Annotated in this window: 29 protein-coding genes; 25 read left to right on the top strand and 4 right to left on the bottom strand. The window is 38.1% G+C overall.

Going from position 1 to position 23,401, the window contains the following annotated elements:
* Position 1: 1 nt before the first annotated feature.
* The 6 genes from BMY13_RS17165 to BMY13_RS17140 all read left to right on the top strand — a co-directional run bounded on the left by BMY13_RS17165 (position 2) and on the right by BMY13_RS17140 (position 4,358).
* Complete coding sequence (locus BMY13_RS17165) at positions 2-292, top strand: thiamine-binding protein (protein WP_092506130.1); 291 nt, start codon at positions 2-4, stop codon at positions 290-292.
* Positions 292-1,056 carry an ABC transporter permease gene (locus BMY13_RS17160; RefSeq protein ID WP_092493277.1) on the top strand — a complete coding sequence of 255 codons (765 nt, stop codon included), beginning with the start codon at positions 292-294 and terminating at the stop codon, positions 1,054-1,056. Before BMY13_RS17165 ends, BMY13_RS17160 begins: the two co-directional genes overlap by 1 nt.
* Before the next feature lies 1 nt (position 1,057).
* Entirely contained in the window at positions 1,058-1,795 is a 738-nt protein-coding gene (locus BMY13_RS17155; protein ID WP_092493278.1) for an ABC transporter ATP-binding protein, read from the top strand.
* A complete protein-coding gene (locus BMY13_RS17150; protein WP_092506128.1) occupies positions 1,788-2,564 on the top strand; it encodes a TatD family hydrolase in 777 nt (258 codons plus the stop codon). Before BMY13_RS17155 ends, BMY13_RS17150 begins: the two co-directional genes overlap by 8 nt.
* Before the next feature lie 65 nt (positions 2,565-2,629).
* The gene (locus tag BMY13_RS17145) at positions 2,630-3,184 is read left to right on the top strand and encodes an SLOG family protein (protein ID WP_092506126.1); all 555 of its coding nucleotides are present in this window, start codon (positions 2,630-2,632) and stop codon (positions 3,182-3,184) included.
* 199 nt (positions 3,185-3,383) lie between these two features.
* The gene (locus tag BMY13_RS17140) at positions 3,384-4,358 is read left to right on the top strand and encodes an NERD domain-containing protein (protein ID WP_092493281.1); all 975 of its coding nucleotides are present in this window, start codon (positions 3,384-3,386) and stop codon (positions 4,356-4,358) included.
* A gap of 157 nt (positions 4,359-4,515) precedes the next feature.
* Here BMY13_RS17140 and gbsB read toward each other — a convergent pair whose 3' ends face one another.
* Complete coding sequence (gene gbsB / locus BMY13_RS17135) at positions 4,516-5,724, bottom strand: choline dehydrogenase (protein WP_092493282.1); 1,209 nt, start codon at positions 5,722-5,724, stop codon at positions 4,516-4,518.
* A gap of 27 nt (positions 5,725-5,751) precedes the next feature.
* Positions 5,752-7,221, bottom strand: a complete 1,470-nt coding sequence (gene betB, locus BMY13_RS17130; protein ID WP_092493283.1) for a betaine-aldehyde dehydrogenase — start codon at positions 7,219-7,221, stop codon at positions 5,752-5,754.
* A 250-nt stretch (positions 7,222-7,471) separates the two neighbouring features.
* On the opposite strand from betB, the gene cudC reads away from it, so the two are divergent.
* From cudC to BMY13_RS17060, 13 genes are all read left to right on the top strand, one after another.
* The gene (gene cudC, locus BMY13_RS17125; protein WP_092493284.1) at positions 7,472-8,020 is read left to right on the top strand and encodes a choline uptake/conversion transcriptional regulator CudC; all 549 of its coding nucleotides are present in this window, start codon (positions 7,472-7,474) and stop codon (positions 8,018-8,020) included.
* Between the two features lie 36 nt (positions 8,021-8,056).
* The gene (locus BMY13_RS17120) at positions 8,057-8,950 is read left to right on the top strand and encodes a glycine betaine ABC transporter substrate-binding protein (RefSeq protein WP_092506124.1); all 894 of its coding nucleotides are present in this window, start codon (positions 8,057-8,059) and stop codon (positions 8,948-8,950) included.
* Between the two features lie 382 nt (positions 8,951-9,332).
* Positions 9,333-9,965 carry a YczE/YyaS/YitT family protein gene (locus BMY13_RS17115; protein ID WP_092493286.1) on the top strand — a complete coding sequence of 211 codons (633 nt, stop codon included), beginning with the start codon at positions 9,333-9,335 and terminating at the stop codon, positions 9,963-9,965.
* 93 nt (positions 9,966-10,058) lie between these two features.
* The gene (locus BMY13_RS17110) at positions 10,059-10,211 is read left to right on the top strand and encodes a small acid-soluble spore protein P (RefSeq protein ID WP_092506122.1); all 153 of its coding nucleotides are present in this window, start codon (positions 10,059-10,061) and stop codon (positions 10,209-10,211) included.
* Between the two features lie 180 nt (positions 10,212-10,391).
* Positions 10,392-11,003: an SIMPL domain-containing protein gene (locus BMY13_RS17105; protein ID WP_175476859.1), complete on the top strand. Its 612-nt coding sequence runs from the start codon at positions 10,392-10,394 to the stop codon at positions 11,001-11,003.
* A gap of 244 nt (positions 11,004-11,247) precedes the next feature.
* Positions 11,248-12,210 carry an NERD domain-containing protein gene (locus tag BMY13_RS17095; protein WP_092506116.1) on the top strand — a complete coding sequence of 321 codons (963 nt, stop codon included), beginning with the start codon at positions 11,248-11,250 and terminating at the stop codon, positions 12,208-12,210.
* A gap of 191 nt (positions 12,211-12,401) precedes the next feature.
* Positions 12,402-12,974 (top strand): hypothetical protein, encoded by a 573-nt coding sequence (locus BMY13_RS17090; RefSeq protein ID WP_092506114.1) that lies wholly within the window; start codon positions 12,402-12,404, stop codon positions 12,972-12,974.
* Positions 12,975-12,988: 14 nt separating this feature from the next.
* Positions 12,989-13,774, top strand: a complete 786-nt coding sequence (locus tag BMY13_RS17085) for an ABC transporter ATP-binding protein (protein ID WP_092493291.1) — start codon at positions 12,989-12,991, stop codon at positions 13,772-13,774.
* Positions 13,771-15,531 carry a putative ABC transporter permease subunit gene (locus BMY13_RS17080; RefSeq protein ID WP_092506112.1) on the top strand — a complete coding sequence of 587 codons (1,761 nt, stop codon included), beginning with the start codon at positions 13,771-13,773 and terminating at the stop codon, positions 15,529-15,531. The genes BMY13_RS17085 and BMY13_RS17080 overlap by 4 nt, the downstream gene beginning before the upstream one ends.
* 100 nt (positions 15,532-15,631) lie before the next feature.
* Positions 15,632-15,799 carry a hypothetical protein gene (locus BMY13_RS19585; protein ID WP_175476858.1) on the top strand — a complete coding sequence of 56 codons (168 nt, stop codon included), beginning with the start codon at positions 15,632-15,634 and terminating at the stop codon, positions 15,797-15,799.
* A gap of 540 nt (positions 15,800-16,339) precedes the next feature.
* A complete protein-coding gene (locus BMY13_RS17070; RefSeq protein WP_092506108.1) occupies positions 16,340-16,858 on the top strand; it encodes a GNAT family N-acetyltransferase in 519 nt (172 codons plus the stop codon).
* Between the two features lies 1 nt (position 16,859).
* Positions 16,860-17,225 carry a VOC family protein gene (locus BMY13_RS17065; RefSeq protein WP_092506106.1) on the top strand — a complete coding sequence of 122 codons (366 nt, stop codon included), beginning with the start codon at positions 16,860-16,862 and terminating at the stop codon, positions 17,223-17,225.
* 1 nt (position 17,226) lies between these two features.
* Positions 17,227-17,631 carry a VOC family protein gene (locus BMY13_RS17060; protein ID WP_092506104.1) on the top strand — a complete coding sequence of 135 codons (405 nt, stop codon included), beginning with the start codon at positions 17,227-17,229 and terminating at the stop codon, positions 17,629-17,631.
* A gap of 32 nt (positions 17,632-17,663) precedes the next feature.
* Here the strand turns inward: BMY13_RS17060 and BMY13_RS17055 are convergent, their stop codons facing one another.
* Positions 17,664-18,524, bottom strand: coding sequence for an aminoglycoside phosphotransferase family protein (locus tag BMY13_RS17055; protein ID WP_092506102.1), 861 nt, complete (start codon positions 18,522-18,524; stop codon positions 17,664-17,666).
* Between the two features lie 104 nt (positions 18,525-18,628).
* Here BMY13_RS17055 and BMY13_RS17050 point away from each other — a divergent pair, with 104 nt between their 5' ends.
* The 6 genes from BMY13_RS17050 (at position 18,629) to BMY13_RS17030 (ending at position 22,022) form a co-directional block, all read left to right on the top strand.
* Entirely contained in the window at positions 18,629-19,087 is a 459-nt protein-coding gene (locus tag BMY13_RS17050; protein ID WP_092493298.1) for a GNAT family N-acetyltransferase, read from the top strand.
* Between the two features lie 282 nt (positions 19,088-19,369).
* On the top strand, positions 19,370-19,828 hold the full coding sequence (locus BMY13_RS17045; protein ID WP_092506100.1) for an NUDIX hydrolase: 459 nt from the start codon (positions 19,370-19,372) through the stop codon (positions 19,826-19,828).
* Positions 19,829-19,886: 58 nt separating this feature from the next.
* Complete coding sequence (locus BMY13_RS19580) at positions 19,887-20,039, top strand: hypothetical protein (RefSeq protein ID WP_175476857.1); 153 nt, start codon at positions 19,887-19,889, stop codon at positions 20,037-20,039.
* A 21-nt stretch (positions 20,040-20,060) separates the two neighbouring features.
* The gene (locus tag BMY13_RS17040; protein ID WP_092493300.1) at positions 20,061-20,549 is read left to right on the top strand and encodes an NUDIX hydrolase; all 489 of its coding nucleotides are present in this window, start codon (positions 20,061-20,063) and stop codon (positions 20,547-20,549) included.
* Between the two features lie 51 nt (positions 20,550-20,600).
* Positions 20,601-20,921: a hypothetical protein gene (locus BMY13_RS17035; protein WP_092506098.1), complete on the top strand. Its 321-nt coding sequence runs from the start codon at positions 20,601-20,603 to the stop codon at positions 20,919-20,921.
* A 312-nt stretch (positions 20,922-21,233) separates the two neighbouring features.
* A complete protein-coding gene (locus BMY13_RS17030) occupies positions 21,234-22,022 on the top strand; it encodes a helix-turn-helix transcriptional regulator (protein WP_175476856.1) in 789 nt (262 codons plus the stop codon).
* Here the strand turns inward: BMY13_RS17030 and BMY13_RS17025 are convergent.
* A complete protein-coding gene (locus BMY13_RS17025) occupies positions 21,957-23,192 on the bottom strand; it encodes an MFS transporter (RefSeq protein WP_092493303.1) in 1,236 nt (411 codons plus the stop codon). The two genes, BMY13_RS17030 and BMY13_RS17025, sit on opposite strands and share 66 nt — an antisense overlap.
* Positions 23,193-23,401 lie beyond the last annotated feature (209 nt).

Raw genomic sequence — 23,401 nt, 5'->3', positions numbered from 1 at the left:
TATGAACAATTCATTAGTAAGTATTCAAATTATCCCAAAGACAAAAAATGGAGAAGATGTCATTCCATATGTGGATGCTGCAATAGAAGTGATCGAAAAAGCTGGAGTGAAATATGAGGTCCATCCTCTGGAAACAACAATGGAAGGAGATCTAGCTGAGTTATTCACCGTTATTGAAAAAATGAATGAACGAATGGTTGAGCTTGGAAGTTCTAGCATTATATCTCAAGTGAAAGTCCTCTATAATCCGAGTGGTGCATCTATGGATAAATTGACGGAGAAGTATCGTTGATGAAAAAGTTCATGAAAAAAGGATGGAAACCTGCTGCGGTTATCCTCCTTTTATTCATTATTTGGGAGGCCTCCAGTAAGTTATTCGAGATACCTGGATGGCTGCTGCCAGCTCCCTCGCAAATTTTCCAAACAGGTGTTGAAGGTTGGGCATCCTATCAGCATCATATCTTCTCAACCGTTCAATTAACGATCATTGGATTTTTAATTGGCAGCAGTGTAGGTATTCTGATTGCGATTAGTCTGCATCTTGTACCACAGCTTCGAGAAGCGTTGTATCCATTAATTATTATTTCGCAAAATATACCAATAATTGTTCTGGCACCATTGCTCGTTATATGGTTTGGTTTTGGCATGCTGCCTAAGATTATTGTGATTACGCTGGTCTGTTTTTTTCCAATTGCAGTGTCAGCCTTGGATGGATTCAGGCAAACGGACCACGACCTGAAGCATTATATGCAAATGGCCGGTGCAAATAAGAAGCAGATTTTTTGGAAACTGGAATGGCCAAATGCATTGCCATACGTATTTGCCGGGCTGAAAATATCTGCAACATATAGTGTCATGGGAGCCGTTATATCGGAGTGGCTCGGTGCGAACAAAGGGATCGGCGTGTATATGACATTAGCATCGTCTTCATTCCGGACTGATCGTGTTTTCGTATCTATTTTTCTTGTGATGGTTCTTAGTTTATTATTTTTTGCAATCATTATTTTGGTCGAAAAAAGCTTGATCAGATGGAAGCCAAAAGGAGAAGGAAATTGATATGGGCAACCTAGCTGTGAAAGATATAACAAAATCATACGGAAATCATAACATTTTACAGGGAGTTAATTTCACTGTTAATGACGGAGAATTTGTTTCCATTTTAGGACCATCAGGAAGCGGAAAAAGTACATTATTTCACCTGATTGGCGGGATTCGTTTGCCTGATTCAGGACAAATTTTTCTGGAGGATAAACAGATAAATGGTCTGAAGGGATCAATTAGCTATACCCCGCAGTCTCCATCACTCATGCCTTGGCGTACGGTTCTGAAAAATGTCTTGCTTGGTGGCGAAATCGTCGGTAAGCATGATGAAAAAAGGGCGCTGGAATTAATTGAACGTGCTGGTTTGCAAGGATATGAAAATGCGTATCCACATGAATTGTCAGGCGGAATGAAACAACGTGTTGCGTTCGTACGAAGTTTGCTGAGTCCACAGCCACTTATCTGTCTGGATGAGCCCTTTTCCGCACTGGATGAATTTACCCGCTTGGAAATGCAGAAATGGCTCATGTCCATCTGGCAGGAAAATAAGCGGTCAATCCTATTTGTCACACATAATATTGATGAAGCAATGTTTCTTTCCGATCGGGTTATCGTCCTGTCTCAAAAACCAGCAACTGTCAAAAGAGAGTTTACGATTCCATTTGAGAGACCACGCCAAGAAAGTATTCTGTTGACAGAGGAATTTTTAGATTGGAAAAAAGCAATCTATCGGGAGTTGAGTGAAGATGTCTGATAGAATAATTGATTCGCATATTCACTTGGATATGTATCGTCAGAAGGAGCAGCTGGAAATTTTGAGTGAACTTGAGTTGGCTCAGGTGGAGGCACTAATTTGCGTGTCGAACCATTTGAAGTCGTCCAAGGAAGCCCTGCGACTGGCTCATGAAGACAGTCGTATTAAGCCGGCATTTGGTTTTCATCCCGAACAAGCACTGCCTACTGATTATGAGGCTGCTGAGCTACTAACGTTTATTGAGCAAAATCAGCATGAAATGATAGCTATTGGAGAGGTTGGGTTGCCCTATTACTTGCGGCAGGATAACAAAGGAGTATCATCGGACGGCTATGTTGAACTACTGGAAACGTTTGTCCAAAAGGCTGCAGCGCTAGGTAAACCGATAATTCTCCACGCTATATATGAAGATGCACCGATTGCGTGCGACCTGCTTGAAAAGTATTCTGTACCTGAAGCGCATTTTCATTGGTTTAAGGGGGATTCGCAGACGATAGAGCGTATGGCGAAAAATAGTTACTCTATATCGGTGACACCTGATGTATTATATGAAAAGGAAATTCAGGATTTAGTTAGAGCCTATCCGTTATCCCGTATGATGGTGGAAACAGATGGTCCATGGCCATTTGAAGGAATTTTTAAAGGGAGCATGACACATCCTGGAATGATCCATAAGAGTTTGGAAAAGATTGCTGAGCTGAAGAAGGTTTCGGCTGCGTATGTTTATAGCAAGATTTATGAAAATACATGTCGCTTTTATAAGCTGTGAAAAATTTCTCATGAAAATGTTATTATAAATAGGTAAGTTTAATGAGCCGGGAGTGACAGACACCAATGAAGGTACTAGCAGTTACAGGATATAAACCGATGGAGCTGAATATATTTAAGCCGGATGATCAGCGTGTTTCCTATGTTAAAGCAGCAATCGAAAAGCGGTTAATTGGTTTTATTGAAGAAGGGCTGGAGTGGGTTATTATTTCTGGTCAGATGGGAGTGGAATTATGGGCTGGTGAAGTCGTACTCGATTTGAAAGAACGGTATGATATTAAACTCGCAATCATCCCCCCCTTTGAGAATCAAGAAACTCGCTGGCCTGAGGCGATCCAGCAAGTTTATCAAGAGCTAACAATGACCGCCGACTTCTATCAGCCTCTCTATAAAGGAGACTATAAAGGTGCATATCAATTCAAAGCGAAGAACAAATGGCTGGTGGACAAAAGCGATGCATGCCTTATCCTGTTAGATGATGAATATCCAGGCAGCAATCGGTTTTTTCATGAAGAAGCTAGTCAGAGCGTAGAAGAATACCCGATTTTTGTAATCACTCCAAGTGATCTCGAGGATATAGTGGAAGAATTGCGGATGACGGACTCGGATTATTGGGAGTGACATCGCTGATTGGCTCAAATGGACACAGTTTCGGCTTAAGTTCACTGTGATTCGGCTCAAATGGACACAAATTTGGCTCAAGTTCACATACATTCGGCTCAAAAGTTCACAATTTATTAAAATTTTAAACAGGATTTTTAAAATAAAGGTAGAATATTAAGTCATGTAATAGAAATTAATAAAGAAAGGTAGTGACTAATTGTTTGTAAAACCCTTTAAGGTCCCCAAACATATTCTACAAGCAGAAGCTCTTGCTAAAAGAACACCGCTATTACACCCCAGTAAGGAAAAAATTAGAGCAAAAGCAAAAAACCTCCGAACCGGATATAGAGGAGAACAGTCATTAGACTTTCTACTAAGCTTTCTCCCTGAACAAGAATTTTTAATCTTTCATTATATCAGAATCCCCGACAAGCAAGGCCATTTCCAAATAGATATTCTTCTTCTTTCTCTTAAGTTTTTTCTCATTATTGAAGTCAAAAATATATATGATAATATGCATTTTGACGGCATGGGTCAGGCGATCCGTTATAAAAATGATGAGATAGAGGTTTTTACAAATCCTCTTGATCAGGTTAATCTACAGCATAGAAGATTTCTTGAATGGCTTCGCAAACATGACTTTCCACCAATTCCCATTGAAAAAATTGTAGTATACAGTCAGGATGATACCTTCCTCAAAAATATCATCAACGACCAGATTATTTCCGAAATTGTCATGCATAAAGAAAAAGTACTTCAGAAAATTGAGAAATTATCTGATACACATCGGACCAGCTGCTTTGATGAAGATCAACTAATGGAGTTGTCATTTCGTCTATTAGAGGAACACGAACCTGAGGAGTACGAGGGGATGAAAAGAAATAATATTTCGTCTGAGGAATTAGTGAAAGGTGTGTTTTGTCCAGAATGCGGCACGGTACCAATGAAATGTAAAGCCGGGAAATGGCGGTGTATAAGTTGTGACGCTGTATCAAGGAATGCGTATCTTCAGGAATTGGCTGATTATGCTTTATTGATAAGAGAGTATATTAATAATCGAGAAGCCAGGGAGTTTTTGCAGATTGAATCAGGCAGTATTACGAGAAAACTATTGCAAAAGGAGGACTTTGAAAAAGTTGGTAAAGGGAGTGGTATGCGATACAAGATCAACGTTGAAAAATTGTTAGAATGATCGTGATCGGCTCAAATCGCCACAAATTCGGCTTAAGTTCACAATCAAAATGCCGTATTTCAAATTTTTCGCTCGCTAAACTGCTTAACAGCTAACAGCGCAACTCAAAAAAAGCAACTTAGCATTACGCCAAGTTGCTTCCTCATCAATATCAATATTACACTGTTTTCGCTACTTGTCCGAAGCAGCGTTTGTAGATCCATTGATAGTCTTTTTCTGTTAGATCGCGTGGGTTGCCGACTGTTTGTGGATCTTTCATTGCTTCTTTAGATAGACGTTCTGTCATGTCTGGTGATACGCCTTGCTCTTCCAAGTTAGGAATATCCAGGTCCTCTGCTAAGCGGTACATTTCTTTAACAGATGCTTTTGCAGCTTCTTCTGTTGTCATGTGGAATGTGTCTACGCCTAGTGCTTGTGCGATGCGTGCGAATTTGTCTGGATGACCTTTCCAGTTGTATTCCATAACTGGTCCCATCATAGTTGCGACACATTGTCCGTGTGCTACTGGGATGATTCCACCAAGCGTTTGGGACATCGCGTGTGCTGCACCAGCTGATTCACTTCCATATGAAAGACCTGCCAGCATTGCTGCTTGTGACATGCCATAGCGGGCTTCGATATCTCCACCGTCCGCATATGCGCGGCGGATGTATTTTCCAACATACTCGATGGCCATTAGTGCTACTGCGTCTGTTACAGGCTGTGCGAAATGCATTGTATAGCATTCGATTGCGTGTGCAAGAGCATCGATACCAGTCATTGCAGTTACATGCGGAGGCATGGATACGTGCAATTCCGGATCAAGAATAGTTAGATATGCTGCGATTAATGGTCCGCCTGTGTTAAATTTGAATTCACGTTCTTCGTCAGTAATAACCGCCCATTGTGTTACTTCGGAGCCAGTTCCAGCTGTTGTTGGAACAGTTGTTAATGGTGGGATGCGGTTTTCCAATGGTTTTTTACCCTCTGCAGCTTCGTAATCCAATACGCTGCCTTCGTGAGTAGCTTCAACACCAATTCCTTTAGCAGTATCCATTGAGCTTCCGCCACCAACAGCTACTAGACCATCACAATTTTCTTCTTTGAAAATCTTTGCTCCTTCACCAATCAAACGTACTGGTGGGTTTGGTTCTACCTTGTTGAAAACAACTACTTCAACTCCAGCTTCTTTCAAATGTTTTTCAACTGGAGCGGTAACGCCAGCGTTGTAGATTCCTGGGTCTGTTACAAGAAGCACTTTTGATGCTCCAAGATTTTTAACTTCTTCGCCAATGTGCTTGATTGATCCAATACCATGCTTAATAGTTGTTGGGATCTCGAATGTGTGGAAATTGTGCATGTGTTCTACTTTCATATTTAAACTCATAATTGTGTTCCTCCTAGTAGTATAATCTTAGAACCAGTTCATAGACTCAGGTTTTAAGTTGTGGAAAATGTGCTTTGTTTCCTGGTATTCATCAAGGCCTGGTTTACCTAGCTCACGGCCAATTCCGGACTGTTTAAACCCGCCCCATGGTGCATGTGGGAAGTATAAATTAAATTCGTTAATCCAAACAGTTCCCATGCGCATTTTAGCAACAGCGCGTTCAGCTTTAGCAATGTCTTTCGTCCAAACACCGCCAGCAAGCCCGTAAATAGAATCGTTTGCTAGGTTAATAGCCTCTTCTTCTGTCGTGAATTTTTCCACCGTAATGACAGGACCGAATCCTTCATCCTGTACGACACTCATATCTGTTGTACAGTCAGTTATAACAGTTGGAAGATAGAAGAAACCATCCTGCAGCTTAGGATCTTCAGGGCGTTCGCCGCCAATAGCAATAGTTGCGCCTTCTTTTTTGCCTTTTTCTACATAATTAATTACTTTATTTAAATGTTCTTCTGAAATGAGTGGTCCCATTTGTGTTGCTTCGTCAAAACCATTGCCTAGTGTAATGTTCTTCACGCGATCAACTAAAGCACTAACAAATTCATCGTGAATGCTTTCTTCGATAATCAATCGTGTGCCTGCTGAGCAAATTTGACCTGCATGGAAAAATACGGCATTCATAGCCTGGTCGACAGCTGTTTCAAAATCAGCGTCAGCAAAAACAACGTTAGGGTTTTTACCGCCAAGCTCTAGCGCAATTTTTTTCACGTTAACACTTGCCGCCTGCATGATTTTTTTCCCGGTTTCAATTCCACCTGTAAAAGAAATCAAATCAACGTCTGTGTTGACAGATAGCTCTGCGCCTACAGTGTTTCCAGCCCCAAGTACAAGGTTTGCTACTCCGCTTGGGACGCCAGCTTCTTCTATTAATTCAAATACTTTAATGGAAGTAAGTGGTGTAATTTCACTAGGCTTCATGATCAGTGTATTGCCTGCTGCCAATGCTGGAGCGAGTTTCCATGATGCCTGTAATAGTGGATAATTCCACGGTGTAATTTGTCCGCATACACCAACAGGCTCTCGAACTACTTTACTCACTGAATTTGGAATAGGGGAGTCAATAATTTCTCCACCATCTTTATCAGCAGCCTCGGCATAATAGCGGAATACGCCAGCGATATCATCCATATCTCCACGGCTTTCTTCCATTGTTTTACCAGTGTCAAGTGACTCCAGTTCTGCTAATTCCTCTCTGTCTCGTGCAATGAAATCGGCAATCTTGTATACGATTTGTCCGCGTTCAGTTGCAGGTGTTGATGACCAAACACCTTGATCAAAAGCTTTTCTTGCAGCAGTAATAGCAGATTTTGCATCACTTTCATCACTTTCTGTTACTTGTGCAATAACTTCTTGATTAAATGGATTAATAATATTTCTAACTTTATTTGAGTTGGAATGTACCCATTTTCCATCAATAAATTGTTGTTTAATGGTCAACGTAGTCCCTCCTTTTATACTTCGTTAAGTTTGTTAAGAAAAAATTTAACGTTTCGAACAAAATAAATGTAACACGACCATATTTTTTTGTCAAAAAGAAAAAACCATAGATTTTATTCAGAACTACCGGTACAGACTAAGTCGTAAATTCTTTTATCATTTTCATTTGACATATATTTTTAAAACGTTAACATTAAGTTTGTAAAATAATTATTTAACGTATTTAATAAATTTAAAGTGAGGTGAAGCAATGACGAACTCCAAAGATGAAATCGCCAGGGAAAAAATAGAACATGCAAAGGATCAAGTGATTGGCGCAATTGCGGAAACAATGGATCTGTATGGTGTTACACCATCTGCCGGTAATTTGTATGCAACGATGTATTTCAAAGATCAAATGAATCTGGACGAAATGCGTGAGGAACTTGGTATGAGTAAGCCAAGCATGAGTACAAGTGTCCGAAAACTGCAGGAAAATGAAATGGTTAAAAAGAAGTTTCAGCGTGGTACCAGAAAGCATACGTATGTGGCAGAAAAAGATTTTTTTCATTCTTTTATGGCGTTTTATTGTCAGATGTGGGATCGCGAAGTAAAGATGAACATGGACGCGATCAAGCAGGCTGAATTCGAGTTGGATGAAATTATTGAAGATGATCAGGTTTCACCTGAATTACATGAGGAAGCAAGATCCAACTACGAATTGCTTGAAAAATCTAAGGTTTACTATCGGTGGCTGGAACGATTAGTTGCCAGCATCCGTTCCGAAGAAATTTTTGATTATTTACCTAAAAATCCATGAGTTAAATAGAAAATACATTATAAGAGAGGGTCAACTATGAAGTTCAAAAAAATTACAGTACTAATTCTAAGTTTAATACTACTTGCTGCATTAACAGCTTGTGGTGAGGATTCAAATAAATCCGAAAATTCTTCAGGGAATAAATCTCCAAAAGACAGACCAATTGAAATGGCGCAGATAAACTGGGCTGAGAATATCGCAGTATCAAATATGTGGAAAGTTATTTTAGAAGAAAAAGGGTACAAGGTTAACTTAAATTTGCTTGATATGGGAACAATTATGAAAGCATTATCGGAAGACGAATTGGATATCAACCTTGAAGTATGGCTGCCTGTACAGGATAAGAACTATCTGAAGGAATATAAGGATCAAGTCTTCTTTTCTGAGGCAACTTGGTATGATGATGCAAAAGTTGGTTTGGTAGTACCTTCTTATATGGAAGATGTTAATAGTATTGCCGATTTGAATGAGCATAAAAAGAAATTCGATGGTGAAATTACTGGATTTGATCCAGGCGCAGGTACAATGGAAGTTACTGAAGAGATGATCAAACAATATGAACTGGAATATGAACTGCTTCCAAGTTCAGAACCAGCAATGTTATCGGCTATGAACGAGGCAATTAAAGAAGAGGAGCCAATTGTCGTTCCACTTTGGAAGCCGCACAGAGTATTTGCAAAACATGATTTGAAATTTCTTGAAGATCCGAAAAAGTCATTCGGAGGCGTAGAAAAAATCCACCATGCTACACGCCAAGGATTTGCTGAAGACTATCCAGAAGTAAGCAAATGGATGAAAAACTGGCAAATGGATGATGATTCAGTTGGTCAGCTAATGACTTATGTAAATGAAGCAGAAGAACCAATTGAAGGTGCAAGAAAATGGGTAGAAGAAAACCAGGATCTTGTTAATGAGTGGGTTAAAGAATAAACGAACCAAAAATGAATTTGTGCATTTAGTAAAGGAAGCCTATTTAAAGTAGGCTTCCTTTTTTGGCAGTTAAGTAGTATAAATGCATTCTTACAAGGGTTGGCGATAAGCTAAGTTTTCTAATGTTTCAGCTTTTCGTCCTGAAATAAATTAGAAGCGGTGTAACTAGAAGAGTCGACACCTCAATATATTTCCTGAACATATTGCGCTCCATCTGATTGAATCAGTTTGGTCGAATGGAGCTGCTCAGGAAGAGAGAACATGTATAGCAAGCTAACTGAACTAGTAAAAAAAGGCGATAGAATATGTTACACTTTCATTCCGAGGTAGTGGAAGTTTCACTCGAGGATGTGCTTCCAAAATTTTAAAAGGAGTGATTATCATGCGGCTAATCCGTGCTGGAATTCATTTTTATCTTATTGGTATTTTTATATTAACACTTGGAATAGCACTTACAATCCAATCAGCACTAGGAGCATCACCGTTTGATGCACTTCTTGTCGGACTGCACAGGACATTTGGATTAACAATTGGAAGCTGGGAAATTGTAGTCGGATTATCAATGGTTCTTTGTAATGCAGTTGCTGAGAAAAAAAGACCAGAGTATTTTGCCATATTGACATCACTTGTCACTGGTATTGGCATTGACACTTGGTTATTTATACTGGGAGACTTTATTGTTCCAGGTACATGGTTTGGACAGTCAATTGCTTTAGGACTTGGTATTATTTTAATTGGGCTGGGTGTGGCGTTCTACCTGCAATCTGATATTGCTCCGAACCCAATGGACCGTTCTATGTTGATTGTCTCAAATCTGACCGGATGGAAAGTTACGTATTCACGGGCATTTATAAGCGGTGGTCTTGTTATATTAGCATTCTTTTTTAATGGTGCGATTGGAATTGGAACACTGATTAATGCACTTATCTCAGGCGTGGTCATCAGTTTCTTCTTGCCATATGTGAAGGTATTAAAATTCCACGAACGGAGGCATGGGAAGGATCTTGCTTCCTAAAATGTAAATTAGCCTGTTGTAAAAAGACTAAATTGTATAAATTGCAATTCCTCTTCAAAAACTATGCTTGTACATGTAAAGGAGGAATTGAAAATGGGTGGAAAACCAAAAGGTCCAAAACAGCAGGAGCAGCCAAGTTTGCCCAAGAGTCCAAAGCAACCATACGGAGAACCGTTAGAAGGATCGCATAAAGTAAAACAAAAAAATCATTCACGGCAAAAGCATAATCCTCATCATGACATGTAGAATTTTCAAGTCAAATAACACCTTAAATCAGGCCGATTAAGGTGTTATTTTTTATGGAGATAAGAAAGCTTTCTTGCTGCATAAGTGCAACTAAAGCTTTATTTTTCTATCCTTTGGTACATGGAAATCGAATAATCAGCATATTATTTAAAGAGATTACTTCTGAAGGGCGGAATGTATATGTATTATCGAGTGATGACTGTTAATGGGGTATCAAATTTGTCTGTCGAGCCTAATATCGTTGAGGTTCAATTGGATGTAGTTACTGAGGGTATGTCGTTAAGTCAGGTACAACAGGAGAATGCCAACATCATGAATCAAGTTATTCAGGCATTATTACAGCTAGGGATAGCGAGGGAAAATATCCAGACAACTGCTTACACTATTAATCCGAAATATGATTATGTTGATGGCACTCAAGTCTTCAGAGGGTATGAAGTGACAAATGCAATAACAGTAAAAATCAAAGACATTGACCAGGCTGGAAATGTCATTGATGTTGCTGTGCAAAATGGTATTAACAGAGTATCAAATATACAGTTTACAGTTGAAAATAAGGATGTATATTACAAGCAAGCGCTTAGTTCCGCGTTAAAGGATGCATACGCAAAAGCACAAACACTAGCTAACACAATGCAAATTGGTATAGCGCCTTATCCAATTAAAATTACTGAAAAAATAAGCGAAGCACCAATCACCTATAAAGCTTATGCCACAATGGAAGCTTCCACACCAATCGAGCCGGGGCAGATAGTTATTGGTGCAACAGTTGAGGCTCAATTTCATTACTAGTAATGGAACTTCTGCCCAGTAGTGGCGGGCTATTCTTATGGCATTTTTGCGGAATCGATAATGTTCGACATCGTATCGATAAACATCGACATGCAACCGATAAAGTAAGAGGTGAAATAGATAAACATCGACAACAAATCGATAAAGTTCACAATTTCGTCACATCTATAAACCCAAATCAGGCAGGAATCCCCGGCAAAATAGCGAATAAATATAAAAACTAAATAATAAAGGAAGTGCTCCATTGATTGGTAAGCCCCTCGAAGTCCCCGCATTAATGCTACAAACCGAAGCACTCAGCTGGCGTTTGGCAGAACGCCACTTTAAGAGTAAGGAAGTAAACAAACATGCAAAAAATCTTCGTGCTGGTTATAATGGCGAAAAGTCACTTGAGTTTACGTTAGGTTTTCTTCCAGAATATCCATATATAATTCTTCACAATCTACGTATCCATGATGAAAATGGATTTTTCCAAATTGATACATTGATCCTTTCACCCCAATTTATCCTAATTGTAGAGGTTAAAAATATAGCCGGAACAGTCGTGTATGACGAATTTGGGCAAGCTATTCGGATCACAAAAAAAGGTGAAGAGGAGAACCTCGGTAATCACATTGAGCAAATAAACCTTCAACATTTCAGGCTTTTACGCTGGGTGAGAGAACATGATTTCCCAGTTACTCCAATTGAGAAACTAATCGCATACAGCAACCCCACGACAATCATCAAAAATATCACTAACAATACAGCAATTTCTGAAACAGTCATTCATAAAGAAAGCCTGCTGACAAAAATAGACGGTTATGCTTCCACACACAAGAATGTAAGTTCGAGCGAGCAGCAACTTCATTTTCTTTCCACATTCCTAATTACCGCACACACAACAAATAAGGTAGATATCTTAAAAAAATATCAGGTTGTGAATGCGGATATTCTGCGTGGCGTTTTTTGTCCTGTCTGTGGTTCCCGTCCAATGAATCGCAAAAAAGCTATATGGATTTGCCATCATTGTGGAGCTACGTCCAAGAATGCTCACTTTGAAGCGTTACGGCACTACAGTTTGCTGATAGGTAACACAATAAATAATCGACAGGCACGAGATTTTTTGCAAGTTGATGGTATTCAAATCGCTCATAGACTACTGGTGAAAGAACAATTTAAACAGATTGGAAATACGAGTGGTAGAAGGTACATATTAACCTTTTAAGTCAAAATAGATAAACATCGACATCAAATAGATAAACTTCGACCAAGAATGATTAAAATATTGCCACCAAATAGATAAACATCGACAGCTAATCGATAAAGTCCACCATATCGGAATTCCTGCAGCCAAAATAAGAATCCGCACATTATGTCAGGTTTTCTAATGTTATAATCTACATAGGGAGGGATTTCATGACGGCTGAGGCTATAAAAGATATGAGGAAGAAGCAATTTTTCTTTTTAAATATAACGTTATTGATCAGTATGACAGTTTATGTAGCTATTATAAATTACACTGGGTTGAATATGTCCTACATACTGTTTACGCTCGGGGCTTTCTTGATCGTTCAGTCTGTTTCTAATATCTTTAAAAAGGATTTAACGAAGTCTTGGGTGCCGATTATTGAGCAGGTTAATAGGTATGAAAAAGAGATTATGGGCAGTGAGTGGAAAAAGCAGAATAAAACTGCACATGTAATCAACCTTGTTGTGGGCTGCATGATCATGATTCAGGCCTATTTCATGCACGACATTAATAGTCAGTACCCCATAAGCATAGGGTTCTTTGTTTTTCTTATCATTTTTTTATTGCTTGCTATCAATATAACAATGCTCATACATACATCCAAAGTTGATAATTCGAATAACACATCTGATTTTAATGGCTACACATGGAAATTCAACTTAATTGGATTCGTGGCTGTAATGGTTATTTCCGTTGTTATTTTTATACTTGCGATTTTGTTTGTTTTATCAAGGAATTAACGAGGAGGAGAATAATGGAAGATGCATCAATCAAACTAACTAATCTGGCTAAATCATACAGAGGTCAGGATGCTGTACATAATTTGAATGTGGACGTAAAAAAAGGCGAGTTGTTTGGATTTCTAGGTCCAAACGGTGCCGGAAAAACGACAACAATAAAGATGCTTACTGGACTTTTGGAGCCAACAAGTGGTTCCGCCCATATAAATGACGTTGATATTTGGAAAAATCCAATTGAGGCAAAGAAGAAAATTGCCTATGTACCGGACCAGCCGAACTTGTATCCGAAATTGACCGGCTGGGATTATCTTGAGTTTATTGCGTCTGTCTTCCAGGTTCCACAGGAAAAATTTCAATCAAAAGCAAAAGAGCTGCTGCAAATTTTCAGTTTAACGGAGCAAGCGAATGATCTAATCGAAAGTTACTCACATGGGATGAAACAAAAGATTGCCATTTGCGGGGCACTAGTTCATGAGCCAGAAGTACTGTTTCTTGATGAACCGACAGTGGGCCTGGATCCTAAGAGTGCACGCAGCCTGAAAAACCTGCTTCGCGAACTCTGTGACAATGGTATGACGGCTTTTGTGTCAACTCATATCCTTGAAATTGCTGAGCAAATGTGTGATCGTGTGGGAATTATTTTGGATGGCAAAATTATTGCACTCGGCACGATGGATGAACTAAGAAGCAGTGGCGGTAATTTAGATCAAAGCCTTGAGGATATCTTTCTTGAATTAACCGGCGGCGAGGATCATCAAGCATTGATCAGTGAAATTACCGATCAAGGTGATCCAAAATGATTAAAGTTCTTTTAAATAATCAACGGAAAATTCTCGTCAACATGTTCCGCACACAGCCTAAGAAAAATTACATAAGTTACTTTTTCACTCTTGGCATACTCACAGTGCTATTATATTTTTTATCCAAAGGGGTTTGGGCGGTAGGAGAGTCCATCTCGGAGCCAGTATTAAATGGAATTTTATCATATGGATTCTTAATAATTATTGGAATTATAATCTTGCTCGGCTTGCCACAAGTATTTAAACATCTGTACTCAGCTACGGATTTGGGATTTCTTTTTACATTACCCATCCCAACACGACATATTTTTTGGGTGAAATATCTGCAAAGTTTTATTGGGATACCACTATTGGTTTTCGTCTTTTTTGTTGTGCCAATGGTTATTTACGGTATCTTAATTGAGGCGAACCTGCTGTATTATCCAGTTATGATTCTAGTATTGATTTCATTAAACATTATTGGGCTCTCACTTGCCTACTTATTTAATTTGGTTCTGATCCAGGTTGTTCCAGCAAGCAAGGCTAATGAATTCATGACGGCAATGAGTGTGTTGTCGGGGATATTTGTCTATTTAATGTTTATGATTCCGAATTTGGCAAATGAACGGCCGCTAGTTGAGGTGCTATTATCTGGATTACCATTATTCCCAGATTGGGTACCGGTCAGATGGGCCAGTGCTGCTGTCATAAATGTTGCAAGTGGTTCAATGGATTTCTTATTACCATTTGCACTGATACTGTTGCTTGCTCTATTAAGTGTTCTATTAACTTCATCATTAGTCGAAAAAGGTTTCCGAACTGGTTGGATTCGATTAAGTGAAGGTGGAGGTAAAAAGAAGAAGAAGTCAGCAATTAAAAAATCAGGACCCAAATTGCATCATCCGGTAATCGCAGTTGGAAAAAAAGAATGGTTCGCAATTAAACGTGATATGCGTGAATGGCTAGTATTTTTACCGCTTATATTCTTTTTCATATTTGGAATTGCCGGATTTATGACGGGTGGTGCAAGTTTATGTGATTTACGAGGGCCAAACGAAATTTCATGGCCAATTGCTCAGGCTGCCTTCCTCTTTACTTTTGCAATTTTTAATGGCCAACTCGCTGCCTCATCTATTGCACGGGAGGCTTCATCACTGTGGGTTTTGCGTGTGCTTCCATTGTCAGGGAAAAATATTGCATTTGGAAAACTTTGGATCAGCTGGCTGATACCTTTCGCACTGCTAACAGTACTTGAAGTTGCAGTTGGAGCTTTTCTAGGGTGGACCATTTTACAATTCGCCATTGGAATTGCCATGAAAGCTGTCATAACTGTCGGAATTAGTGCAATTGGATTATGGCTTGGAACAATTGGAGCAAAATACAATCCAGCCAATCCACAGAACAGACTTAGATTTGGTACAGCATTTATTTTGTTTATTGCCTCGTATATCTATCTGTTCCTGGCGTTAATCCCATACGTTTTATTGATTGTCCCAGTAGATGCAATTGGATTTTTACAGGATATAATTCAGGATACAGACGGATTTATTGGTGCGATTGCTAGTGTTGTTGTGACATTATTATCCTGGAAGGCCTCAAGTCCATTAATAGCAGGGATAGCTGGTGGTACACTGATGCTTGTTATTTCATTAGGTGTTGCTTATATGGTTACAATTGCAAGTGCCCGGAAATTTAATAAGGGAATTGAAATTGAAATGGTCCAGGAAACAAATACCAAATCATTATTTAAAAATAAGAAATCCGGCAGTCTTTATTAGCAGTTAACATCAGAAAAGAAGGTGGCTTAGTTCTCCTTTTTTAAAAATCCTGAATTGTGAAATCTTTGTGTTATGATAAGATTTACAAGGAGGAATAATTATGGGAATAATTATGTCAATAATATTTTATGCACTAACACTTTACATAGCTTATCTTGTCATTACTGTAGCGGTCAGGCACGGTATTGATAGTTCAGAAGTTGGTAAAGCTCTGAAAGAAAAACAGGAAGAAAAATTTTATCCGAAGAATGACCTGGATAAGGAGTAGCATGACTTATAAAGCTAAAACACAATATATATCAGGAACTATTCTGTTTTTGATGGCTCTTGCTTTTACCGCATTCAATATTTATTATTTGTTCTTGTTACTTGGCAGTTAAGAAAGTATAAATACTTTCTTACTGCATAAGTGCAACTAAGGCTTATCTATATAAAGGCTTGGAGATAAGCCTAGTTTTCTAATAATATTTTTATTGATTTTTATGAGTTCTCAATTAACTATTGATGACGAAAAAATAACATATAAAACGTATATCTTCGCTGTACCTATTTATAAAAAAGAGGTAGCTCCTGCACGGATTACTGAACTAAAACTAAAGCGAGTTAGCTGGGCAAAAAAATGTGCAGTTATAAAAGTGATAAAAGGTTTGAATATCAGAGTAATCAACTTTCACCCTGAGACTATTTATCAGGATCTAATTCGTTATGCTAAGGACAATGATGTTAAAGTTATCAAAACAAAGGATTATAAGATCTTGGAGAAAATGCACTAACTATAAACCATTTTTTAACAGGAGGCTATAATTCTATGAAAATAAGAAAAGCAACCCAACAGGACGCACCACATATAGCAAAGGTACATGTTGATAGCTGGCGTTCTACATACAGAAATATCGTCCCTGATACTTACTTGGAAAAATTGGATTATGATCATCGCACCAAGTTATGGAAACGAAACATGACTAGTAACAGTGTGTTTGTAGCGGAAAACAACGATGGCGAAATTGTTGGGTTTTCAACAGGTGGTAAGGAGAGGGAAGGGAAATACGAAGGGTATGACGGAGAACTCTATGCAATCTATATATTTGAGGAATACCAGGGCAAAGGTATTGGCAGGTTACTTCTCCAGCCAGTTGCAGAAGAACTGGTGCAAGCGGGTATGACCACCATGTTAGTATGGGTTTTGGAGGACAATGGTGCAAAATATTTTTATGAAGCCTTGGGTGGCAAAAAACTGGGACATGCAGAATTAGAAATTGATGGAGAAAAGCTCAAAGAAACAGCATACGGATGGCCCTATCTCAGCCAATTCGTGAAAGAGGGATAAAATGAATTTCAAGGAATTTGGTACGATATTATTTGTCGAACAATACGAAGCGTGTATCAACTTTTATAAAAATGTACTTCAACTAAATGTGAATTTTGAAAAAGCGGACTTAGTATCATTTAATGTTTCTGATGGATATCTTATGGTCGAAAGAGGCGGATTCAGTTCTGAAAATGAAAAAAGCAGGCAGCAAAATCCGGTTGTACTGCGGCTTGACGTGAATGACGTGGACGAAGAAGTTTCAATATTGGAAAAGCATGGAGTTGCTTTCTTAAATAAACGTCTTGAATTTGAATGGGGAATTATTGCAGTATTCCTGGACCCAGATGGAAACAGAATAGAGTTGGGACAAATAAAGGAGCGATAGGATGGAGTTCAATGATTTTTCAGCAGCGCAAATTAGAATTGCACGGCCAACAGACAAATTTGATGAAGTAATCGATTTTTATGAGCAAGGTCTTGGTTTAGAACGGTTAACCGACTTTGCGAATCCAGACGGATATACAGGTGTTATATTAGGGTTGCCAAATGCAGGTTATCATCTTGAATTCACTAAACATGCTGATGGGAGTCCTTGTCCTGCACCAACAGAAGATAATCTGCTAGTCTTCTATATTCCGGAAAAAAGTAAGATTGATCATGTAGCGAATCGATTACATAGTATGGGTTATCCTGGTGTCCTACCTGAAAATGATTATTGGAAGGAAAGAAGAGTAACGATTGAAGACCCGGACGGTTGGCGAATTGTTTTAATGAATACGAAAGGTATATAGGTGAAATTTTAAACCATGCGGGGGACCTTCTATCAGGCCCCACATAAATTACTCAAGTTTAAAAATCTCCATAATGCACTGTCCCATTCGACGATTTCGTCATTATGAATCGAATGTAAAAGTTCATGAAAAACAGGTTGCAATCCATAGAAACTTTCTACTCTTTCAAAGATAGACTCTTTTGATTCAATACCCTCGTAATAAGACAATACTTTTTTCGTGAATTCAGGCCCAAATTCCCAATAGAAACCCGCAAAGTCAAAAGCTGGATCGCCAATTTGTGCATCGGTAAAATCGATAATTCCTGTAACTTCACCCTCATTCCAGATGATGTTCGAAGTTGAAAGGTCACCATGAATTACAGTTGTTGGATATGAAAGGGTAGGAAGTGTATCTAAAAATCTGGTAAATACGCAAGTGATTGTTTGCTGTTGGAATTCGCTTAACTCTGGATAAACATTCTCCCTTACAGATGTAAATAAGTCGTTCCAGTAATCGTATGTATGGAGAGTGCTTAACTTCGGATGATTCATTCTGTGCAACTTGGTTAAAAAATCACCAAGCAGCATTGCGTTTCTATCATTAATTTGTTGTTGCTCTAGTGGCTGCCCCTCAATGTATTCATAATAAACACATCTTAGTTTATTATTTTCATCATATAACAGTGTGTAATCTGGAATTGTCACGAAGGGCTTATGCCTATTTAATTTCTTCAAAAGCAAGGCTTCGGACATGACTCTGTCAGCAACTTTGTCATTCTTGGGAAAACGAAAAACAGTATTTTCGTTTACAATAATTATATCGTTATCCCATCCATGTGTATTGCGCCTATAACCATGGATTTTCAATTTTGGTAGTGCTTTACTAATAAAATAGATCATTTCTTGTTCCATACTCAGTTTCCCCCTATTTTGGTTAGGTTTAATTTTAGCATAATTAGAGGGAAATCAATGTCGGAAATCGAAATAATATAAAGGATAAGGAATAGGTGATCATAATGGAAATTCAAAAATTAAAATCAAGTGAAGCGGCACCAATGAATTTACTTCTTTTAGCGGATCCATCTGAAGATCTTATCCAGGAGTACCTAGAGCAGGGGCAGTGTTATGTAGCAAAAATTGATAATAGATTGATAGGAGTATATATACTTCTGCCAATCAATTCGAACATAATTGAAATTAAAAATATAGCGGTTGAAGAGGGTGAACAAGGGAAAGGTGTCGGCAAACAACTAGTAACACATGCTATAGCAAACGCACGGTTTCAAGGGTTTACCCATATTGAAGTTGGAACTGGCAACTCGAGTATAAATCAGTTGGCCCTTTATCAGAAGTGCGGATTCAGAATTACTGGAATTGAAAAGGATTTTTTTACAAAAAATTATGAGGAAGAAATTATCGAGGATGGGATTAGATGCACCGATATGATCCGATTAGAGATTAGCTTGATGAAATAGGAGAATTTTACAATGCCGTTTTATATACGAGGCACAATTGTCTTAGGAATTTTGTTCTTTATTTTTAGCAGATAAAAAAGTATAAATACTTTCTTACTGCATAAGTGCAACTAAGGCTTATTAAGGCATGGCAATAAGCCAAGTTTTCTAATATTTACTGAGAGCTTCAATCTAATAGGTATACTTCCGATTTTTGAATGGGTTACCTGGTATATTTTACCGTGGATTGCACTTTACTGGTTTATTGAATTTGTGAAAATTAAAAGGGTGAAAACTTAAATAATGGATTATGTTAAAGAGTTAAGAGAATTAGTTGGGCACAGACCACTAATATTGCCAGGGGCAGTCGTATTAATTTTAAATGACAAAAATGAATTATTATTGCAGCATAGATCAGATGGCGGCTGGGGATTGCCAGGTGGCCTTATGGAATTGGGAGAAAGTATGGAAGATACTGCGCGAAGAGAGGTCAAAGAAGAGACCAATTTGACTATTGGCAATCTAAAGTTACTAGGTATTTTTTCAGGTGAAGAATACTATTTAAAGGTTGCTAATGGCGATGAATTTTACTCCGTAACTGCAGTCTATACAACGGATGAAGTTCGAGGCGATATTAAAATAGATAGAACAGAATCTGTAGATGTTCAGTTTTTTCAATTAAACCATCTCCCAAACGATTTACTTGATGTTTACCGAAATTTCATAACCCCTTATATGGACATTTTAAATGTGGGTAACTAGTAGGATGAAATAGAGAAGATGACAAGCTAAACAAAATCAATATCAAGGAGATTATCAAATGAGAGTTAAAATTTTAGATGCAATGACTTCAGGAAGATTAGAAGATAAAGTGAATCAGTTTATAAATGAAAAGCAAACTAAGGTCTTAAACATACAAATAACAGCTGGATTTGGGAATGTTGTGGCATTAATTGAGTATGAAGAAGAATAGGTATGAGAAGGAGACAAAGGAATGCTTAACTATACGATTTGCTTCATAAAAAGAAGAGATGAGATTCTATTGCTGAACAGAGAGTCTCCTGCTTGGATGGGGATGTGGAATGGCGTAGGTGGAAAGGTAGAAGATAATGAAACTGCCCTTGATTGCATCCTGCGCGAGATAGACGAAGAAACAGGTATAAGTGAACCCAAAAATATTATGTACAAAGGAAATGTATGTTGGGAAGCAGATGGCAAGGACCTTGGTGGTATGTATGTGTTCATTGCAGAGGTACCAGAATCATATACATATACTACACCGAAGAGCACTGATGAAGGTATATTGGATTGGAAAAAACTTTCATGGGTACTGCATGATGAAAATTTTGGTGTGATCGAAAACATAAAATATTTTTTACCGAAAATGCTTGATGAGCGGAATACTTATAGTTATCGATTTGTATATAAAGATACGGAAATCATTGATGTCATATCGGAACCATTGGCACAATCTGTAACATAGGCTGGAGATGTGTTCCTTTTGTTCGGCAAAAATAAATAAGGAGCGAGTACAATGTTTACGTTAATCTTCTACGGGTTTGTACTGATCACATTGATATCAGTCGTTTTGGCTATTAAAGGCAAGCCTAAAATGTATTGGGTTTCTGCCTTATGCACTTATATTTTCAGTTTTTTGGGCGGCTTTTCAATCGGTCAGCTAACAGTCGGATTGACGTTCGTATTCATCGTTTTGGCTTTGGCGTATTCATTTAACTGGGTAAAAAGTGGACTTCACTATGTTGCATTTCTAGTCCTTGGATTCGTAATCGGCGGGATAATGGTAGTCTATGTTGACGATGCGTGGCTATTTTTTCCGTTTAGTATATTAAGTTAACCAACAAACTTGTTTGATTTCTTCTATTAAAAGGAATACTACCTGTGAATGATTACTTAATGGAGGAATTGAAAATGGGAAAGCTTATAAGAAGATTGATAAAATACGGGCCAATTATTTATCCAATGGTTAGAAAATTTATGAACAAGCGGAAAAATAAGAGTTATAGTCGTTGAAATTAACATGGGCTGCCTTCCATTGAGGCGGCTTTTTTTAATGAGAGCTAATCAGTATGTTATTCTGTAATTTAGAAGAATTAAAATGAATATGGTTCCAATAATCATATTTATTGTAGGTAAGGGGGTTTGCGAGATGATATTAGAACACGATAAAGGCTTGCTTCTCATGCGTCATGATAGTTTGGGGGAGCGTAATTGGAGAAGTGACGAATGCTATAAGCTGATTTTTTCACCATATGGAAAAGGACTTTATCAAACAGGTCAGCGAGATATATCAATTGATGCTGGTAATTCTTTAATTTTAAATCCAGGCCAGCAGCATAAACAGCTTCATGTCACCGAAGAGAAGTTTCTGGTGGAGGTTGAGCAATCCTTATTACGGGAAGTAGCGGAACAGCTAGGTTTTAAACTAACTGACCCGGAATTCGCATTATTACCTTCTATAAACCCGCAAATCGTGAACTGGATATCCTTTATTCGTGAATACATAACTGTTTCGTCCAATGAATTATTTATTGAAAATAGTCTTACCCAGCTTGCCATACTTATGTTGCAAAATAGTCCTGGTTCACACTCTAATGATTTACCGGTAGTGTCTGGTGAACTAGAGAATGTAACCAATGCTTTAAAGGAGGGCTATGATGAGAACTGGACACTTGCTGAAATGGCTGAGCAGTCTGGGATAAATAAATATCAGTTTGCACATATGTTTAAAAAACAAACAGGCTTATCGCCATATTCGTGGCTCCAGCTTTACCGTCTGATAAAGAGTCAGCAACTTCTTATTCAAACGGGAGAATCTATTCTGACAATTGCTTTCAAAGTCGGATTCAAAAATATCTCTTCCTATAATAATCTATTTAAGAAAGTTTATGGGAGAACGCCAACTGAGTTTCGTATGTTTTATCGTAATAATAAATAGTAATGCAATGCTTACTATTAAAATTATTATGCCACTTCCAATCATTAGCCATTGAATCGGAACAAAGGATACAAGCATCCCATAAAACAGGAGTGAGAAAGTATTTGCCAGGTAAAGCAGGAATGCATTAGAACTGAATGCACGTCCAAGTTTATTTTCAGGGACAAGTGACTGAATCAGATATACTCTGGCAAGACTGGAAATTGGTAGCCCGATGCCAACGAGGATTGCACCGATAAAGAAATGTTCAATCTGATAAAATACACCGTAGTATGTGATGCCAGCTCCCCAGACGAAAGCCCCTGTCAGATAGATTTTCATCGTCATTTTTTTAATGAAATATGGAATTGTAATGTTTGTTAAAATAACTGCCCCGCCAAATACCCCTTGAAGAATAGCGTACAATTCCTCACTTTTACCACTCATTTCTGATAGTGCAAGCAACAGCCCAACTTCCCATACCCAAGTGTTAAAGAATACGATTAGAAAAGTAATAGTAAATAGTTGTCTAATCGTGATGTTTCTTTTAGCCCACGTAAAGAATTCCGCTATAGCAAGGAAGACACCTTTGACAGACTTGTTCACTTCTTGTTTCGTTTCCGTGAAATGTACTTGAAGCAGGCAAATGACACTGATTAAATAGGTTAGCGCATCGATAATGAAAAAATAAATAGTACCATATGTTAACAGCCAAACTGAAATGACTGGACTTAGAACCGTAACACCACGGCTCAGGGTATCGTTTAAACTGTTCGTTAGCGAGCGTTCCTCAGGCTCAGTGATAATTGGCAAAATAGCCCGGTGTGTCGGATTGAAAAAGCAGCCGATCGTTTGAATGGCAAAGCTAACAATGAGTAAATAATAATAATCCAACAAATTGAAATGATGTAATAGAAATATCGAAAAGATAAGTGGAATACGTAATAGGTCAAGCATAATTAATAGTTTTTTCTTCGGCAGCCAATCAGCAATCACTCCTCCAATTAAGCCAAATAAAAGATATGGTGCTGTCTCTGCGATTGCCATTGCCGTAGTATAAATGGTTGATTCTGTAATCTCATACGCGAGAAAAAGAAACGCCATCCCAGATAATACATCACCCAAACGAGATATCCCACCACCAATTAGATAGTACCGAATATTTTTGTTTTGCAGCAGTTCTGTATACATGTTTTTCACCTCTAATAGTACTTTATCAACAGCAGAGGAACACGTCTTATTACATATTGCTAAAAAAACAAGCAATATTCTACTATAATAATCGTTACCAAAAGCAAAAAAGTGGCATCAATTATTTTTAAAATTGATGCCACTTTTTGTGGTTGGATTTCGATAGTACTATAAAGAAACACACTTAATGTAGGAAATTGCGAACCACG

Origin of the sequence: Virgibacillus subterraneus, assembly GCF_900110695.1 — a bacterium.
Taxonomy (GTDB): Bacteria; Bacillota; Bacilli; order Bacillales; family Amphibacillaceae; genus Lentibacillus; species Lentibacillus subterraneus.
Note: the sequence above shows the minus strand (reverse complement) of the source record. Positions and strands in the feature narration are given on the sequence as shown.

Excerpts from the sequence above, each read along its gene's own strand:
- BMY13_RS17165 (WP_092506130.1), top strand. The coding sequence starts at position 2 with ATGAACAATTCATTAGTAAGTATTCAAATTATCCCAAAGACAAAAAAT.
- BMY13_RS17160 (WP_092493277.1), top strand. The coding sequence starts at position 292 with ATGAAAAAGTTCATGAAAAAAGGATGGAAACCTGCTGCGGTTATCCTC.
- BMY13_RS17155 (WP_092493278.1), top strand. The coding sequence starts at position 1,058 with ATGGGCAACCTAGCTGTGAAAGATATAACAAAATCATACGGAAATCAT.
- BMY13_RS17150 (WP_092506128.1), top strand. The coding sequence starts at position 1,788 with ATGTCTGATAGAATAATTGATTCGCATATTCACTTGGATATGTATCGT.
- BMY13_RS17145 (WP_092506126.1), top strand. The coding sequence starts at position 2,630 with ATGAAGGTACTAGCAGTTACAGGATATAAACCGATGGAGCTGAATATA.
- gbsB (WP_092493282.1), bottom strand. The coding sequence starts at position 5,724 with ATGAGTTTAAATATGAAAGTAGAACACATGCACAATTTCCACACATTC.
- cudC (WP_092493284.1), top strand. The coding sequence starts at position 7,472 with ATGACGAACTCCAAAGATGAAATCGCCAGGGAAAAAATAGAACATGCA.
- BMY13_RS17120 (WP_092506124.1), top strand. The coding sequence starts at position 8,057 with ATGAAGTTCAAAAAAATTACAGTACTAATTCTAAGTTTAATACTACTT.
- BMY13_RS17115 (WP_092493286.1), top strand. The coding sequence starts at position 9,333 with ATGCGGCTAATCCGTGCTGGAATTCATTTTTATCTTATTGGTATTTTT.
- BMY13_RS17110 (WP_092506122.1), top strand. The coding sequence starts at position 10,059 with ATGGGTGGAAAACCAAAAGGTCCAAAACAGCAGGAGCAGCCAAGTTTG.
- BMY13_RS17105 (WP_175476859.1), top strand. The coding sequence starts at position 10,392 with ATGTATTATCGAGTGATGACTGTTAATGGGGTATCAAATTTGTCTGTC.
- BMY13_RS17090 (WP_092506114.1), top strand. The coding sequence starts at position 12,402 with ATGACGGCTGAGGCTATAAAAGATATGAGGAAGAAGCAATTTTTCTTT.
- BMY13_RS17085 (WP_092493291.1), top strand. The coding sequence starts at position 12,989 with ATGGAAGATGCATCAATCAAACTAACTAATCTGGCTAAATCATACAGA.
- BMY13_RS17080 (WP_092506112.1), top strand. The coding sequence starts at position 13,771 with ATGATTAAAGTTCTTTTAAATAATCAACGGAAAATTCTCGTCAACATG.
- BMY13_RS19585 (WP_175476858.1), top strand. The coding sequence starts at position 15,632 with ATGGGAATAATTATGTCAATAATATTTTATGCACTAACACTTTACATA.
- BMY13_RS17070 (WP_092506108.1), top strand. The coding sequence starts at position 16,340 with ATGAAAATAAGAAAAGCAACCCAACAGGACGCACCACATATAGCAAAG.
- BMY13_RS17065 (WP_092506106.1), top strand. The coding sequence starts at position 16,860 with ATGAATTTCAAGGAATTTGGTACGATATTATTTGTCGAACAATACGAA.
- BMY13_RS17060 (WP_092506104.1), top strand. The coding sequence starts at position 17,227 with ATGGAGTTCAATGATTTTTCAGCAGCGCAAATTAGAATTGCACGGCCA.
- BMY13_RS17055 (WP_092506102.1), bottom strand. The coding sequence starts at position 18,524 with ATGGAACAAGAAATGATCTATTTTATTAGTAAAGCACTACCAAAATTG.
- BMY13_RS17050 (WP_092493298.1), top strand. The coding sequence starts at position 18,629 with ATGGAAATTCAAAAATTAAAATCAAGTGAAGCGGCACCAATGAATTTA.
- BMY13_RS17045 (WP_092506100.1), top strand. The coding sequence starts at position 19,370 with ATGGATTATGTTAAAGAGTTAAGAGAATTAGTTGGGCACAGACCACTA.
- BMY13_RS19580 (WP_175476857.1), top strand. The coding sequence starts at position 19,887 with ATGAGAGTTAAAATTTTAGATGCAATGACTTCAGGAAGATTAGAAGAT.
- BMY13_RS17040 (WP_092493300.1), top strand. The coding sequence starts at position 20,061 with ATGCTTAACTATACGATTTGCTTCATAAAAAGAAGAGATGAGATTCTA.
- BMY13_RS17035 (WP_092506098.1), top strand. The coding sequence starts at position 20,601 with ATGTTTACGTTAATCTTCTACGGGTTTGTACTGATCACATTGATATCA.
- BMY13_RS17030 (WP_175476856.1), top strand. The coding sequence starts at position 21,234 with ATGATATTAGAACACGATAAAGGCTTGCTTCTCATGCGTCATGATAGT.
- BMY13_RS17025 (WP_092493303.1), bottom strand. The coding sequence starts at position 23,192 with ATGTATACAGAACTGCTGCAAAACAAAAATATTCGGTACTATCTAATT.